General features: G+C 58.2%; 15 protein-coding genes. 12 read left to right on the forward strand and 3 right to left on the reverse strand.

The features are described 5' to 3' along the window. The first annotated feature begins 21 nt into the window (after window positions 1-21). The 5 genes from rfaD (at window position 22) to RTE01_RS15275 (ending at window position 5159) form a co-directional block, all read left to right on the forward strand. Entirely contained in the window at window positions 22-987 is a 966-nt protein-coding gene (rfaD, locus tag RTE01_RS15255) for an ADP-glyceromanno-heptose 6-epimerase (protein WP_041143210.1), read from the forward strand. 83 nt (window positions 988-1070) lie between these two features. Next, entirely contained in the window at window positions 1071-2129 is a 1059-nt protein-coding gene (gene rfaF / locus RTE01_RS15260) for an ADP-heptose--LPS heptosyltransferase RfaF (protein WP_115191678.1), read from the forward strand. A 3-nt stretch (window positions 2130-2132) separates the two neighbouring features. Next, a complete protein-coding gene (rfaC, locus tag RTE01_RS15265; protein WP_115191677.1) occupies window positions 2133-3104 on the forward strand; it encodes a lipopolysaccharide heptosyltransferase RfaC in 972 nt (323 codons plus the stop codon). Continuing rightward, window positions 3104-4012: a sugar glycosyltransferase gene (locus RTE01_RS15270; protein ID WP_076946276.1), complete on the forward strand. Its 909-nt coding sequence runs from the start codon at window positions 3104-3106 to the stop codon at window positions 4010-4012. The genes rfaC and RTE01_RS15270 overlap by 1 nt, the downstream gene beginning before the upstream one ends. Next, on the forward strand, window positions 3990-5159 hold the full coding sequence (locus RTE01_RS15275; protein WP_166793760.1) for an O-antigen ligase family protein: 1170 nt from the start codon (window positions 3990-3992) through the stop codon (window positions 5157-5159). Before RTE01_RS15270 ends, RTE01_RS15275 begins: the two co-directional genes overlap by 23 nt. A gap of 26 nt (window positions 5160-5185) precedes the next feature. On the opposite strand, the gene RTE01_RS15280 is transcribed toward RTE01_RS15275, so the two are convergent. After that, window positions 5186-6268, reverse strand: coding sequence for a glycosyltransferase family 9 protein (locus RTE01_RS15280; RefSeq protein ID WP_134528129.1), 1083 nt, complete (start codon window positions 6266-6268; stop codon window positions 5186-5188). Between the two features lie 21 nt (window positions 6269-6289). Then, window positions 6290-7252 (reverse strand): polysaccharide deacetylase family protein, encoded by a 963-nt coding sequence (locus RTE01_RS15285; protein ID WP_134528132.1) that lies wholly within the window; start codon window positions 7250-7252, stop codon window positions 6290-6292. Between the two features lie 111 nt (window positions 7253-7363). On the opposite strand from RTE01_RS15285, the gene rfaQ reads away from it, so the two are divergent. The 7 genes from rfaQ (at window position 7364) to coaD (ending at window position 14296) form a co-directional block, all read left to right on the forward strand. After that, the gene (gene rfaQ, locus RTE01_RS15290; protein WP_134528135.1) at window positions 7364-8440 is read left to right on the forward strand and encodes a putative lipopolysaccharide heptosyltransferase III; all 1077 of its coding nucleotides are present in this window, start codon (window positions 7364-7366) and stop codon (window positions 8438-8440) included. Beyond that, a complete protein-coding gene (locus RTE01_RS15295; RefSeq protein WP_132512578.1) occupies window positions 8437-9564 on the forward strand; it encodes a glycosyltransferase family 4 protein in 1128 nt (375 codons plus the stop codon). The genes rfaQ and RTE01_RS15295 overlap by 4 nt, the downstream gene beginning before the upstream one ends. A 2-nt stretch (window positions 9565-9566) precedes the next feature. Then, window positions 9567-10661 (forward strand): glycosyltransferase, encoded by a 1095-nt coding sequence (locus RTE01_RS15300; protein WP_123552545.1) that lies wholly within the window; start codon window positions 9567-9569, stop codon window positions 10659-10661. Between the two features lie 30 nt (window positions 10662-10691). After that, on the forward strand, window positions 10692-11681 hold the full coding sequence (locus RTE01_RS15305; RefSeq protein ID WP_134528138.1) for a glycosyltransferase: 990 nt from the start codon (window positions 10692-10694) through the stop codon (window positions 11679-11681). 91 nt (window positions 11682-11772) lie between these two features. Further along, the gene (gene waaA, locus RTE01_RS15310) at window positions 11773-13047 is read left to right on the forward strand and encodes a lipid IV(A) 3-deoxy-D-manno-octulosonic acid transferase (RefSeq protein ID WP_041143221.1); all 1275 of its coding nucleotides are present in this window, start codon (window positions 11773-11775) and stop codon (window positions 13045-13047) included. Next, a complete protein-coding gene (locus tag RTE01_RS15315; protein ID WP_134528141.1) occupies window positions 13047-13817 on the forward strand; it encodes a glycosyltransferase family 2 protein in 771 nt (256 codons plus the stop codon). The genes waaA and RTE01_RS15315 overlap by 1 nt, the downstream gene beginning before the upstream one ends. Before the next feature lie 2 nt (window positions 13818-13819). Further along, window positions 13820-14296 carry a pantetheine-phosphate adenylyltransferase gene (coaD, locus tag RTE01_RS15320; RefSeq protein ID WP_041143223.1) on the forward strand — a complete coding sequence of 159 codons (477 nt, stop codon included), beginning with the start codon at window positions 13820-13822 and terminating at the stop codon, window positions 14294-14296. A gap of 24 nt (window positions 14297-14320) precedes the next feature. Here coaD and mutM read toward each other — a convergent pair whose 3' ends face one another. Then, complete coding sequence (mutM, locus tag RTE01_RS15325) at window positions 14321-15130, reverse strand: bifunctional DNA-formamidopyrimidine glycosylase/DNA-(apurinic or apyrimidinic site) lyase (RefSeq protein ID WP_134528144.1); 810 nt, start codon at window positions 15128-15130, stop codon at window positions 14321-14323. Window positions 15131-15133 lie beyond the last annotated feature (3 nt).

Here is a 15133-nt window from a genome sequence, read left to right on the forward strand (position 1 = left end):
CATACTTCAAAGGTTACTGTTATGATCATCGTTACCGGCGGCGCAGGGTTTATCGGCAGCAATATCGTCAAGGCCCTGAATGACAAAGGCATTACCGACATTTTGGTCGTAGATAATCTGAAAGATGGCACCAAGTTTGTGAACCTGGTTGACCTGAACATCGCGGATTACATGGATAAAGAAGACTTCCTGATTCAGGTTATGGCGGGCGAAGAGTTCGGCGACGAAATTGAAGCGGTATTCCATGAAGGCGCCTGCTCCTCCACCACGGAGTGGGACGGCAAGTACATGATGGACAACAACTATCAGTACTCCAAAGAGCTTCTTCACTACTGCCTGGAGCGCGAGATCCCGTTCCTGTACGCCTCTTCCGCAGCCACCTACGGCGGCCGTACCAGCAACTTTATCGAATCCCGCGAATACGAGCAGCCGCTCAACGTCTACGGCTACTCCAAGTTCCTGTTTGACGAATACGTACGCCAGATCCTGCCGGAAGTTGACTCGCAGATCGTCGGCTTCCGCTATTTCAACGTCTACGGGCCGCGCGAAGGCCATAAAGGCAGCATGGCAAGCGTGGCGTTCCACCTTAATACCCAGCTGAATAATGGCGAAAGTCCGAAACTGTTCGAAGGCAGCGATAGCTTCAAGCGCGACTTCGTCTACGTCGGCGACGTGGCGGCGGTCAACCTGTGGTTCTGGGAAAACGGCGCGTCCGGTATTTTCAATCTCGGCACCGGCCGGGCAGAGTCCTTCCAGGCGGTAGCCGATGCCACCCTGGCGTACCACCAGAAGGGCAGCATCGAATACATTCCGTTCCCGGACAAGCTGAAGGGCCGCTACCAGGCATTTACCCAGGCAGACCTCACTAACCTGCGCGCGGCGGGTTATGACAAACCGTTCAAGACCGTCGCCGAAGGCGTAACGGAATATATGGCCTGGCTCAACCGCGACAGCGATACAAATTCACAAAATCATTCGGGCAGCTAAGTGAATCTCCGGGAGCTGACAAAAGCAAGTGACCGGAGTGAACGCAGGTAGCCAACGCAGAGACCGTTTGAAGGATAAAGTGAATGAAAATACTGGTGATTGGCCCGTCATGGGTGGGCGACATGATGATGTCGCAAAGTCTCTATCGCACGCTCAAGGCGCGCTATCCCCAGGCAATCATCGACGTGATGGCGCCCGCGTGGTGCCGTCCGCTGCTGTCACGGATGCCGGAAGTCAACGAGGCGATTCCGATGCCGCTCGGCCACGGCGCGCTGGAGATCGGCGAACGGCGCAAGCTTGGGCAGAGCCTGCGCGAGCGCCGCTACGATCGCGCCTACGTGCTGCCAAACTCGTTTAAATCGGCGCTGGTTCCCTTCTTCGCCAACATCCCGCACCGCACCGGCTGGCGCGGTGAGATGCGCTACGGCCTGCTGAACGACGCCAGAACGCTGGATAAAGACGCGTGGCCGCTGATGGTTGAGCGCTACGTGGCCTTAGCCTACGACAAAGGCGTGATGCGCTGCGCGAAAGATCTGCCGCAACCGCTGCTCTGGCCGCAGCTGCTGGTGCATGAAGGGGAGAAATCGCAGGTCTGCAACGCCTTCAGTATTTCTGCCCATCGCCCCATTATCGGCTTCTGCCCCGGGGCCGAATTTGGTCCAGCCAAGCGCTGGCCGCACTACCACTACGCCGAACTGGCCAAACAGCTGATCGATGAAGGCTATCAGGTGCTGCTTTTCGGTTCGGCCAAGGACCATGAAGCGGGCAACGATATTCTGGCCGCTCTCAGCACGCAGCAGCAGGCATGGTGCCGTAACCTGGCCGGTGAAACCCAGCTTGAACAGGCGGTGGTGCTGATTGCCGCCTGCACGGCGGTTGTCAGCAACGACTCCGGCCTGATGCACGTTGCCGCCGCGCTCAACCGCCCGCTGGTTGCGCTGTATGGCCCAAGCAGCCCCGACTTTACGCCGCCGCTGTCGCATAAGGCGCGGACCATCCGCCTGATAAGCGGCTACCACAAGGTGCGTAAAGGAGATGCGGCAGAAGGGTATCATCAGAGCCTGATCGATATTACGCCGCAGCGCGTCCTGGAGGAGCTGAATCAGCTGCTGCAGAACGAAGCCGAAAAAGAGGAAGCGTAGCGGATGCGGGTACTGATCGTTAAAACCTCGTCCATGGGCGACGTCCTGCACTCGCTGCCCGCGCTGACCGACGCCGCGCAGGCCTTCCCCGGAATTCGCTTCGACTGGGTGGTCGAGGAGGGCTTCGCCCAGATCCCCTCCTGGCACCAAAGCGTTGACCGCGTGATTCCGGTGGCCATTCGCCGCTGGCGCAAGGCCTGGTTTTCCGCACCGGTTAAGGCCGAGCGTAAAGCCTTCCGCCAGGCGCTGCGGGCGGAGAAGTACGACGCTATCATTGACGCCCAGGGGCTGGTGAAAAGCGCGGCGCTGGTTACCCGACTGGCGCACGGCGTGAAGCACGGCATGGACTGGCAGACGGCCCGCGAGCCGCTGGCAAGCCTGTTCTATAACCGCCGCCACCACATTGCTAAGCAGCAGCACGCCGTTGAGCGCACCCGCGAGCTGTTTGCCAAAAGCCTCGGCTACGCCAGGCCAGAATCCCAGGGCGACTACGCGATTGCCCGCCACTTTCTGCGTCAGGAAGAAGCCGGTGCAGCACCCTATCTGGTCTTCCTGCACGCCACCACCCGCGATGATAAGCACTGGCCGGAAGAGAACTGGCGGGCGCTTATCGCGCTGCTCGCCGACCGCGGCCTGCGGATTAAGCTGCCGTGGGGCGCCCCGCACGAAGAGGCGCGGGCCAAACGGCTGGCGCAGGGACATGATTTTGTCGAGGTGCTGCCGCGCATGAGCCTGGAGCAGGTCGCCCAGGTACTGGCCGGCGCCCGCGGCGTGGTCTCCGTCGATACCGGCCTGAGTCATTTAACCGCCGCGCTCGATAAGCCTAATTTTACCCTCTACGGACCGACCGATCCGGGTCTTATCGGCGGCTATGGGCAAAACCAGTACGTCGTGCGCCCGGAAAACGGCGGCGGCACGGGGGATATTAGCGCCTCACGGGTTCTGCAACTGTTGACCTCCCAGGAACTGGCCTGATGGGCTCCTTATTTAAGCAAATCTATCGCTACACGCATCCGCGTGCCTTTCGCCATAATGAGAACCTGTGGCCGTGGGCAAAGATAACCCGCGCGCCTGGCGGTGAAATCCGCAGCCTGCAGTACAAAGGAAAAACGGTCCCGCTGGTCGATCTCAGCGAGATGAAGGACAGCATGCACGGCGAAGTGCTGCTGACCGCAACCGGCCCCTCCACCCGCAGCATCGATTTTTCGCTGCTGCCGAAAAGCATTCCGGTGATGGGGGTTAACGGCGCGTGGCACCTCTCTGACAGGATTAAATTTTCTATCTATACCATCGTCGATATGGAGTTTTACGATAGAAAACCGGACATCATCCGCGCCGTCATCAGCCAGCCCGATCTCGTGCTCTTTACCACCCTGCACGGTATCGCAAAAATTCTCGACCGCCACGGCGAAGCGCTGCGCTGCCGTTTGGCGTTAATTGAAGATGCCTGTTATAAAATTTATCGGCCTAAAGTCGCGAAAAACCAGGTCCGTCAGGCCTGGCAAGCGGTCGAGGCGATACGCTTTCACCCTCAGCGCGAGGATATTTGCTTTAGTACCGATATCCGGCACGGCATTTTTGATGCCGGAACCGTTGTCTACTGGGCGCTACAAATTCTGATGTGGTTGGGGTTCAAAACGATTCTAATAAGCGGACTGGATATGACTAATTTCAACCAGCCGCGATTCTACGAAACGGATCGGGATAAACTCCCTTCCTGGCTGGAAAATAAGGTGGATGACCTGGTCATGCCGTCCTTTTCGCACGCCGCTAACGTGCTGCAACAAAACCATATCCGGGTCGTTAACTTCTCTTTAGAAAGCGCGGTTCCGGAAACGATTTTCGAAAAGGTTTCTTTTGATGAGTACTTTAAAAATCAGTAACTACGCCAGGCAGGGTTACACCGTTGTCTTTCCTTTGTTTCTGTTTTTCAGCGCAATTTTTTGTATATCGACCAGGGCAAACAACCTTCTTCATCTCTCTATTTTGCTGTTTCTGCTGTCACTGCTTAATAAAGACCATCGCCAGCAGCTGGCGGATAAGACGCGTCAGCAGTGGCCGGTTTATGCGCTGCTGCTGATATTCTTCGTCTACTATGCGCTGAGCAACATTTGGGGCCAGACGCCGCAGCATATCGACTCTCCCCTGACCCATGGGACGTATTTGCTGTTCTATCTGCTGCTGCTGACGACTCTGCTCGGCTCCCCGCAGACCCGACGCCTGGCGCTGATGAGCGTGGTTGCCGGCATCACGGTCATTTCCATCTGGACCATGGTCATCGACCATACTCTGGTCCTGACTGAACGCGCGGTGTCACCGGGTAACCCCGGCCCGACCAACGTTATCGACCTCGCGGGTTATTGCGGTATTGGTATTCTCATTTGCGCCATGCTGCTCAAAGAAAAAGGCAGCCACCTCCTGTATGTGCCGATGGCAATCATGCTGGTCATGATGGTTCTGACCCAAAGCCGGGGCCCGATTATCGCCCTGCTGGTGGCCTTTTTCTGCACCCTGCATCTGCATGTCTTTACGCGCCGCAACGTGCTGATCGTCGCTGCATTAGCGCTAATTTTAGGCCTGCTTTTCTTCTTCACGCCGGTGGGCGACCTGCTGCTGGCGCGCTTTGAAGAGCTCGGGACGCAGAGCGGGCTGCGCATCAGCATCTGGCGCCACACCCTCGAAGAGGTCTCCAGCCAGCCGTGGCTGGGACGCGGTTTTGACTACGACCTCGACTTTACGAACTACAGCGGCGAGCATATCACCACCACCCATAGCGTCTATCTCGGCTCGCTGCTGAAAGGCGGCATTATTGGCCTGCTGCTGCTGTTTGCGGTTATTGCCGGCGGGTTGTGGCGGGCGTGGAGTAAACGGCGGGAGGATAGCCGCTACGGGCTGGCGATTTTCGGCTACGCGCTGATTTTTATGGCCTCACAGGGGATGTTTATCATCAGCAATCCCCGGGAAACCTGGCCCCTATTCTGGCTGCCGCTGGGCATTGCGCTGAGCAGTAGCCTGAAGGTTAAGCGCTAAAAAAAGGGCCCTGGCGGGGCCCTTTTTTATGCCTGTCCGGCGGAAGCCACCAGGCTATCCACCTGCACTTTGATAACGGGCCAGATGGCATCAATCGTCATATCGGCAACGTTAACTTCTTCGCAGACGACTTGCTTCGCCTTGTCATATCCCGGCGCCCAGATGGTGTATCCCGGCAGGCCGGTATCTTTGAGTTTGCGCTTGTTGTAGACCGCCACCATCGGCTTATCGAACGCCCTGCCGATATGGACGATCGCGGTATCCGCGGTGATAACAAGATCGCAGCAGCGAATCACCTCTACCGCTGAATTAATATTGCTATCAGGGAGATACAGCGCCGTATCCAGGTTCAGCTGGCGAATTTTTTCGCTATGCCCAACCATTACCACGCTCACTTTGTAAGGCAGAGCGTGCAGCCGCTCAATCAGATCCGCGACCTGGTGACGGCAAAAGTCCTTATCGACTGAGGCGGTGAAGGGGTTTATGGCGATACAAATTTCGCGGCCCTTTTCCTGCGCCAGTAAATGCTCCACTCTCTGCCGCTCGGCGGCATCGCCGGGGAGATGATAGTGGTAATGCTCATTGACGATGCCAAATAGCCTGGCCACCTCTTTATAGCGGGCAGAAATATGGCGCTGGCTGTCGAAAAAGGCAATTGACCAATCGTAAAGCTTATATTCGTCTTTATTAAAACCGATATTGCAGCGGGCGCCTAAATCCGCGAGTAATTTAAAACGCTCGTAGGTTTTCACGTCATCAAAATCAACGACGGCGTCAAAACCTGCCGCGCGTAATTCATCCAACGCCATCCGGGGTTGATACAAATAGACCCGCTCAAGGAAGTCTGCGCCGGCCAGCATTTGCCGGCATATCGGCCCGGTAAGCACGGAAACCTGATAGCCATGCTCGGACAGCAGCTTTGCGCAGCCGGTGGTCACCACCATATCGCCGACCTTGTCGTCCAGGCGTAAAAATAAAACGCGCTGAATCTGCGCAGGATTAAACGGCTGACGCTCACGCTTATTTCTGTAACGATAGTTAATTAAATTAAATTTAATTTTGCGAAAGAAAGCGTTTTTCTTCCGCGTCAGCTGTTTAAACATACCCATACGATCCCTGCTTATGGCTTTTTAGCGCGATGCTTGTTTGTGTTGGTAGTACTCCGCCAACGTCATCCCTTTGACCTGCGGCGCCAGCCAGCTGAAGAAGCTTTCGAGGTCCGCATACAAACGTTCGATATCCTGCTCGTTTTTAAACGTCGGGCTGCCGCCGGGCATGTACTCAGAAGAGTGGAGCATATATTCGACGTAGTCGCTGCCCTGAGTCAACGTTTGTTCGACGACCTTTTTCATCGTCTCAACGTTACCGCCCATCGGCCGCAGCCAGTGAACCGACGGCGAGCGCACCTTGCCTCGCAGGCGGTCATAGCCCTGCTTAATGCCGTTCATCAGGGCGCTGTGTTTGTACTGGATGCTCATCGGCACCTCCAGCAGCGAAGAGCGTCCTTCCCGGCTGATGTCGTTCTCGTCGAGGAAATAGGCGTGCTGCGGGAAGCGACGATAATCGGTGCCGCCATCGCCCTGCGGGGCGCCTTTCGCCGTTTTCCAGTTGACCCGGGGCGTCACCGAACAGTCGACCTGATAGCCATGCTCCACCAGCAGGCGCGCATAGCGCTCATCAAACGCCCAGCGTCCGGCGCGATGGCTGACCATTTTGGTCTGGAAGGTCTCTTCCAGCAGGCGGGTCATATAGGCGACCTTTTCACGCATCGCCGCATCGCTGTATTCGATAAGATAGGGCTTATATCGCCAGTCATCGGCGGTCAGCGGGTCGGTCGGCGGGCTGTTCCAGGCATGCAGGTGCATGCCGATTTCGGCGGTGCCGCGGGCAATCACATCTTTAGCGAATTCGATATAGAATGGATCTATCGCCATCTCGTAGTTGGTTAAATAGACCGGTTTAAAACCATACTTTTCGCAAAGCTGCTGAAAACGCGGTAAATAACGCGCATTCTCAGTGGTGATGCTGTCATGTTTTTGCCAGAGGTTATCACCCTCGGTATCAATCGTGATGAGAAATGCGGGATTGTGCACGAAAACGTCCTCAGACCATACGTATCGGGTCATGGTAGAGCAAGACAACGCTTCTCTCAATCTATCTGATCCCCTAGAATCGGAACCCTGATACTGAATGAAGAACAGAGAATGACGCCTGAAACCCGCTCTCCCGGTGCCGTGAACCCGGCGCGCATCCTGGTCATCAAGCTACGCCATCATGGCGATATGCTGCTGATCACGCCGCTCGTTCACGCCCTCAAACGGCAGTATCCCGCGGCCAGCGTTGATGTGCTGCTTTATGAAGAGACCCGGGATATGCTCGCGGCGAACGCGGATGTTAACCAGATTTACGCGATTGACCGCCGCTGGAAAAAGCAGGGAACCGGCCACCAGCTCAAAATGGAGCTGCGGCTGATCCGCACGCTTCGCCAGCAGCGCTACGACATGGTGCTCAACCTTGCCGATCAGTGGCCGAGCGCCATTATTACCCGCTTAACCGGCGCCGCCACGCGCATCGGCTTTGATTTCCCGAAACGCCGCCATCCGGCCTGGCGCTTCTGCCATACCGCCCTGGCCTCCACCCAGCAGCATCAAAGCATGCATACGGTGGAGCAGAACCTCTCCATTCTGGCCCCTCTCGGCCTGGCCGTTAACGACGCTCCGGCGCGCATGGGCTACAGCGAACAGGACTGGGAGAGCAGCCGCGCGCTGCTGCCGGCGGGGTTTGAGGGTAACTATATCGTCATTCAACCCACCTCCCGCTGGTTCTTTAAATGCTGGCGGGAAGAGCGGATGAGCGCGCTGATTAACGCGCTGTCGGCGGCGGGGCATGCCGTGGTGCTAACGTCGGGGCCCGATGAGAAAGAGAAGCGCATGGTAGAGACCATTATCGCCGGCTGCCCGGACGCCCGCCTGCACTCTCTTGCTGGTCAGCTGAGCCTGCGTCAGCTGGCGGCGGTCATCGGCCACGCCCGATTATTTGTCGGCGTTGATTCTGTACCCATGCATATGGCTGCCGCCCTCGGCACGCCGCTGGTGGCGCTGTTCGGCCCGTCAAAGCTGACCTTCTGGCGCCCGTGGCAGGCGAAGGGTGAAGTCATCTGGGCCGGAGATTTTGGCCCTCTGCCCGACCCTGACGACATTGATACCGGTACAGAAGAGCGCTATCTCGATTTAATTCCCGCCGACGTGGTGATTGCGGCGGCTAAAAAGGTGCTGGCATGAGCAAATTCAGGCTCGCCCTGGTGCGACAGAAATATCGCCCCGACGGCGGCGCGGAGCGTTTCGTTTCCCGCGCGCTGGAGGCCCTCGATAGCAGTAATCTTGAGCTGAACGTCATCACCCGCGAATGGCAGGGGCCGGTGAAGCCCGAGTGGAATATTCGCATCTGCAACCCGCGCAAATGGGGACGCATCAGCCGTGAACGCGGCTTTGCCGACGCCGCACGCCGGCTGTGGCAGGCCGAAAATTTCGACCTGGTTCAGAGCCATGAGCGTATTCCGGGCTGCGATCTGTATCGTGCCGGCGACGGCGTCCATCGCCGCTGGCTGGAGCAGCGCTCGCGCATACTGCCCGGCTGGAAAAGCCGCCTGCTGTTTGCCGATCGCTACCACCGCTACGTCATGCAGGCTGAACGCGAGATGTATCACGACCCGCACCTGCGCGGAGTCATCTGCAACGCGGAGATGATTAAACAGGAAATTATTGCAGACTTCGGCCTGCCGGCGGAGAAGATCCGCGTTATCTACAACGCGATTGATAACCAGCGCTTCCTGCCGCCAACGGAAGAAGCCTTTATCACGCTGCGTGACCAATGGAACCTACCGCGCCAGGCAACCTGCCTGATCTACGTGGGCTCCGGCTTTGAACGCAAGGGGCTGGAGGCGGCGATCCGCGCCATCGCCCCCACCGACCGCTACCTGCTGGTGGTGGGCAAGGATAAAGACCAGAGCCGCTATCAGGCGCTGGCTAAAACGCTGAACTGCGGGGAGCGGGTACGCTTCTTCGGCATGCAGTCAGAAACTCTGCCCTTCTACCAGATGGCCGACGGGCTGCTGCTGCCCACGCTGTACGATCCGTTCCCTAACGTTATCCTTGAAGCGATGGCCTGCGGCCTGCCGGTGATTACCACCACCGGCTGCGGCGGATCGGAGTTTATTATTGAGGGCAGCAACGGTTTCGTTTGCGACGCGCTGGATATTTCGGCGCTGCAGCAGGCGGTGGCCGCGCTCCCGGCCCGCGCACTTGGTTCTGCGGAAGGCGGCCGGGCGCGCGAACGCATTATGACCTGCACCAGCGAGCGGCTCTCAGCGCAGCTGCTCTCTTTCTATCAGGACCTGGTAAAATAGCTATGCGCATACTGTTTGTCATCGACGGCCTGCCCGGCGGCGGAGCGGAAAAAGTGGTGCTCACGCTGGCGGAACATTTTTTGCGCCAGGGAGAGCGCGTCTCGCTGTTTTCACTGCGCGACGTTTGCGACTACCCGCTGCCTGAAGGGCTGGATTACCGCGTGATTAGCGACCACTGCCGAAAGCCGTGGCGCAAGCTGACCGAGCTGTCGCGCCGCGCGGGCCAGCTTGATGCGGCCATCGCCGAGTCTGAGCAGCAGGGCAATTTCGATCTGGTGCTCTCCAATCTGCATAAAACCGACCGCATCGTCGCCCGCAGCCGCGCGCTCGCGCAGCGTAACGTCTGGTTCTGCCTGCACGGCGTCTTCTCTACCTCCTATCTTGGCCACCGTACCGGCTTCGATCGCTGGATGAAGCAGCAGAAAATCAAGCGAGTCTATCAGGGACGCAACGTGGTGACCGTCTCCGATGCGGTCGGCGAGGATCTGGTTAGCCAGTTCGCCATTCGCCCGGCGCAGCTGAAAACGATTTATAATCCGTTTGATATCGCCGCCCTGCGGGCCGGCGCGGAGCTACCGGGCGAGCAGCCTGCCGGGGACTATATTATCCACGTCGGGCGTTTTCACCCCGGCAAGCGCCACGATCGGCTGATTGAGGCCTATGCCCAAAGCGGTATCCAGGCGCCGCTGGTGCTGCTGGGACAGGGCAAGCCGGAGCAGGAGCAGCGCCTGCGCCAGCTGGCAGAGCGGCTGCAGGTCGGCGATCGCGTGCTGTTTAAAGGCTTCCATAAAAACCCGCTGCCGTGGATTAAACACGCCAGGATGCTGGTGCTCAGCTCGGATAGCGAAGGCTTTGGCAACGTTATCGTAGAGGCGCTGCTGCTGAACACGCCGGTTGCCAGCACCCGCTGCCCGGGCGGCGTGACGGAGATCCTTACCGGCGAATTAGCCCGCGGCCTTGCCGATCTCAACGGCCCGGCGCTGGCTCAGACGATGCAAAGCATTTACCATAACCCGCCTGTCATCGAACAATCCGCGCTGGAAAAGTTCAGCGTCGATACGATTTGTCAGCAGTACCGTCAGCTGCGCCGTGCCTGACGCCGTTATTTAACCAGGATCGAACGATTTATGAGTCAAACGCCTTTACTGAGCATCGTGGCCGCCGTCTACAACGGCGAAAAATTCCTTGCGCAGTTCTTTGAATGCCTTGAGCAACAGCAGCTGGAAAGCTATGAACTGATTCTGGTGAACGACGGCTCGACGGACGGCAGCCTCGCGGTTATCGATGCGTGGAAAGCGCGGCTACAAAACGTCAGGGTGCTGGAGCAGGAAAACCAGGGCGTCTCGGTCGCGCGCAACACCGGCCTGGCGGTAGCCAGCGGTAAATACCTGGCCTTCCCGGATATCGACGATAAGCTCTATCCCGGCATGTACCGCACGCTGCTGGCGATGGCGGAGCAGGGCAATCTCGATGTCGCCACCTGCAACGGCCGCTACGTCTACGAGAGCAAAAATGATATCCACCCGATCCTTCCTCCGGATCGGCTGCCGTCTACCGGCGTGCTGCCGGGCCACGTATGGCTAAAACAGGCGCTGGATTCGCGTAAGTTCCTGCATGTGACCTGGCTGAACATCTATCGCCGCGAATTTATCATGCAGCATCGTTTTCACTTCGAGCCGGGCCTACGCCATCAGGATATTCCCTGGACCACCGAGGCGCTGCTGGCGGCCGAGCGCGTGCAGTACACCAGCGAGCAGTTTTACGATTACTATATCCATTCAGAATCGGTATCGCACAAGCCGGATAACGACGACACGCTGATGCGGTCTGCCCGCCACTACATGAAGATTCTGGAGATGCTCGACGCCATTAACCAACGCTATCCGGATAAGGTGCGCCATATTTCCGCCTGCCGCTGGCAGATTGCGAAAGAGGGGCTGGGAATTATTCATACCTTCGATAGCATGAAAGATGAATCAAAAAAGCATATTATCATTAAAGAGTTCTTCGACCGCGGCATCTGGCACCTGATCTGGAAAAATGCCAGAACGTTCCGCTTACGCTGGCGCCTTGGGCGGCGCTACCTGCGTATTAAGCGCTATCGCAACGCGGCCTGACGCTGAATCCCTTTGTTTCCGCCAAAGGGATAGCTTTACATGGGCTAAATGCTTAGAATTTGCCCGCTAAAACATAAAACGGATAAATCGCTTGGAATTGCTTTATACCACCCTACTCTATCTTATTCAGCCGCTGGTCTGGCTGCGACTGCTGCTGCGCAGCCGTAAGGCACCCGCCTACCGCAAACGCTGGGCTGAACGTTATGGCTTTTGTCAGAACAAGGTAGCACCGGATGGGATTCTGCTGCATTCCGTTTCCGTGGGTGAGACGCTTGCTGCCATCCCGCTGGTACGCGCCCTGCGCCACCGTTATCCCTATCTGCCGATCACCGTCACCACCATGACGCCGACCGGCTCCGAGCGCGCGATGTCCGCGTTCGGCAAAGACGTTCACCACGTCTACCTGCCTTACGACCTCCCCTGCGCGATGAACCGCTTCCTCAACACCGTGCAGCCGAAGCTGGTTATCGTGATGGAAACCGAGCTGTGGCCGAATATGGTCGCCGCTTTGCACAAGCGTAAAATCCCGCTGGTTATCGCTAACGCCCGCCTCTCCGAGCGCTCGGCGAAGGGCTATGCCAAACTGGGCAAGTTTATGCGCCGCCTGCTGAGCCGGATTACGCTTATCGCCGCGCAGAATGAAGAAGACGCCAGCCGCTTTATCGCCCTCGGGCTGAAGCGCAACCAGCTGGCGGTCACCGGCAGCCTGAAGTTTGATATTTCCGTTACGCCGGAGCTGGCCGCACGCGCCATCACCCTGCGCCGCCAGTGGGCGCCGCACCGCCAGGTGTGGATCGCCACCAGCACCCACGACGGTGAAGAGCAAATCGTCCTGCAGGCGCATAAAAAGCTGCTGGAAACCTTCCCTGACCTGCTGCTGATCCTCGTCCCTCGCCACCCTGAACGCTTCGGCGACGCGCGGGAGATGGTGCAGAAAGCGGGTATGAGCTTTACCCTGCGCAGCACCGGCGAAATCCCGTCAAATAGCACCCAGGTGGTGATTGGCGATACCATGGGCGAGCTGATGCTGCTGTACGGCATTGCCGATCTCGCCTTTGTCGGCGGCAGCCTGGTCGAGCGCGGCGGTCATAACCCGCTGGAGCCAGCGGCGCACGCCATCCCGGTCCTGATGGGCCCGCACACCTTCAACTTCAAAGATATTTGCGCCAAGCTGCAGCAGGATGATGGTCTGATCACCGTGACCGACCTCAATTCACTGGTCACCCAGGTTTCTAACCTGCTGACCGACGAAGATTACCGCCTGTGGTACGGCCGTCACGCGGTGGAAGTCCTGCATCAAAACCAGGGCGCGCTCTCCCGTCTGCTACAGTTACTGCAACCCTATCTGCCACAGCGGAGCCACTAATGTCGACCCGACTGTCCGTCGTGATGATCGCCAAAAACGCGGCGGATCTGCTGCCGGACTGCCTGGCGTCGGTAAGCTGGGCCGATGAGATAGTGCTGCTGGATTCTGGCAGCAGCGACGGCACCGTCGAGCTGGCTCGCAGCCTGGGCGCTCAGGTCTACATCAACACCGACTGGCAGGGCTACGGCGTTCAGCGCCAGCGCGCCCAGGATTACGCCACCGGCGACTATGTGCTGATGATTGATACCGACGAGCGCGTCACCCCGGAGCTGGCACAGTCCCTGCGCCAGGTGCTGGCGGCGCCAAAAGAGGGCGCGATCTACAGCATTGCCCGGCGGAACTATTTCCTTGGCCGCTTTATGCGCCACAGCGGCTGGTATCCCGATCGCGTGATGCGCCTGTACCCGCGCCTTGGTTATCGCTATAACAATAATCTGGTACACGAATCTCTCGACGCCAAAGGCGCGCAGATTATCGAACTGACCGGCGACCTGCTGCATCTGACCTGCCGCGACTTCTCCGGCTTTCAGCAAAAGCAGCTGGCCTACGCCACCGCCTGGGCGCAGGAACGCCATCAGAAGGGGAAAAAAACCTCGCTGATGAGTATCTTCGGCCATACGCTGGGGGCATTTGTGAAAACGCTGCTGCTGCGCGGCGGCGTGCTGGATGGTAAACAGGGCTGGCTGCTCGCCGTGGTCAACGCGCAGTATACGTTTAATAAATACACCGAGCTGTGGGCGCTGAGCCGCGGCTACTCGGAGAGAGTGTAATTATGAGCACAAAAGCGATTTATCCGGGTACCTTCGACCCTATCACCAACGGTCATATCGATATCGTCACCCGCGCGGCCAGCATGTTTGACAAAGTGCTGCTGGCGATTGCCGCCAGCCCGAGCAAAAAGCCGATGTTCAGCCTCGACGAACGCATTGCGCTGGCGCAGCAGTCAACCGCGCACCTGGTCAACGTTGAGGTCATTGGCTTTAGTGATTTGATGGCCAATTTCGCCCGCGCGCAGCAGGCCAACATTTTGATTCGCGGCCTGCGGGCGGTGGCGGATTTCGAATACGAGATGCAGCTGGCGCATATGAACCGCCATCTGATGCCGACCCTCGAAAGCGTCTTCCTGATGCCGTGCAAAGAGTGGTCGTTTATCTCCTCATCGCTGGTCAAGGAGGTCGCGCGCCATCAGGGCGACGTTTCCCACTTCCTGCCGGCTAACGTGCACCAGGCGCTGCTGAAAAAGCTCTAATCTTTGCGCTTTCGGGGCGATGCCCTACTTCTGACAGTGGCGACAATAAAACGTCGCCCGCTGGGCGTGCTTGCTGGCGATAATCGGCGTACCGCAGGTACGACAAGGCTCGCCTTTGCGTCCGTATACCTGCAGCTCCTGGGCAAAATATCCCGGCTTACCGTCGCTTTGCAGGAAATCCTTCAGCGTGGTGCCGCCCTGTTCAATCGAGCGTAGCAGCACGGCTTTAATCACCTTCACCAGCCGCTCGCACTCTTCATGCGATAGCGACGATGCCAGCCGGTCGGGATGGATCCCGGCGGAAAACAGCGATTCGCTGGCGTAGATATTGCCGACGCCCACCACCAGCTTGTTATCCATCAGCCAGGGCTTAATGGCGGTTTTCTTTTTCGCGCACCTCAGCTGCAGGTAAGCGCCGTTGAAATCGTCACTCAGCGGCTCTGGCCCGAGATGCGCCAGCGCAGGATGTCCTTCCAGCTCTTTGGTCCAGAGCCAGGCGCCAAAGCGTCGAGGATCGGTATAGCGCAGCACCTTGCCGTTGCTCATCACCAGGTCGACATGGTCATGCTTCTCTGCGGGCAACTCTTCGCTCAGAATGCGCAGGCTTCCTGACATGCCGAGGTGAATGATAATCCAGCCGCCCGGCAGCTCCAGCAGCAGGTATTTAGCGCGTCGACGTACGCTGAGCACCGGCACGTCGCTCAGACGGTAGATCTCTTCAGAAACCGGCCAGCGCAGGCGTCCATTGCGGATAGCGGCGTGCAGAATAGTAGCGCCAACCAGATGCGGTTCAATCCCGCGTCGGCTGGTTTCCACCTCAGGTAGTTCAGGCATAGC

It is taken from the genome of Klebsiella terrigena (assembly GCF_006539725.1).
GTDB lineage: Bacteria > Pseudomonadota > Gammaproteobacteria > Enterobacterales > Enterobacteriaceae > Klebsiella > Klebsiella terrigena.

What these genes read in the sequence shown, in the direction of transcription:
- rfaD (WP_041143210.1), top strand. Translation starts at nt 22, where the DNA reads ATGATCATCGTTACCGGCGGCGCAGGGTTTATCGGCAGCAATATCGTC.
- rfaF (WP_115191678.1), top strand. Translation starts at nt 1,071, where the DNA reads ATGAAAATACTGGTGATTGGCCCGTCATGGGTGGGCGACATGATGATG.
- rfaC (WP_115191677.1), top strand. Translation starts at nt 2,133, where the DNA reads ATGCGGGTACTGATCGTTAAAACCTCGTCCATGGGCGACGTCCTGCAC.
- RTE01_RS15270 (WP_076946276.1), top strand. Translation starts at nt 3,104, where the DNA reads ATGGGCTCCTTATTTAAGCAAATCTATCGCTACACGCATCCGCGTGCC.
- RTE01_RS15275 (WP_166793760.1), top strand. Translation starts at nt 3,990, where the DNA reads ATGAGTACTTTAAAAATCAGTAACTACGCCAGGCAGGGTTACACCGTT.
- RTE01_RS15280 (WP_134528129.1), bottom strand. Translation starts at nt 6,268, where the DNA reads ATGGGTATGTTTAAACAGCTGACGCGGAAGAAAAACGCTTTCTTTCGC.
- rfaQ (WP_134528135.1), top strand. Translation starts at nt 7,364, where the DNA reads ATGACGCCTGAAACCCGCTCTCCCGGTGCCGTGAACCCGGCGCGCATC.
- RTE01_RS15295 (WP_132512578.1), top strand. Translation starts at nt 8,437, where the DNA reads ATGAGCAAATTCAGGCTCGCCCTGGTGCGACAGAAATATCGCCCCGAC.
- RTE01_RS15300 (WP_123552545.1), top strand. Translation starts at nt 9,567, where the DNA reads ATGCGCATACTGTTTGTCATCGACGGCCTGCCCGGCGGCGGAGCGGAA.
- RTE01_RS15305 (WP_134528138.1), top strand. Translation starts at nt 10,692, where the DNA reads ATGAGTCAAACGCCTTTACTGAGCATCGTGGCCGCCGTCTACAACGGC.
- RTE01_RS15315 (WP_134528141.1), top strand. Translation starts at nt 13,047, where the DNA reads ATGTCGACCCGACTGTCCGTCGTGATGATCGCCAAAAACGCGGCGGAT.
- coaD (WP_041143223.1), top strand. Translation starts at nt 13,820, where the DNA reads ATGAGCACAAAAGCGATTTATCCGGGTACCTTCGACCCTATCACCAAC.
- mutM (WP_134528144.1), bottom strand. Translation starts at nt 15,130, where the DNA reads ATGCCTGAACTACCTGAGGTGGAAACCAGCCGACGCGGGATTGAACCG.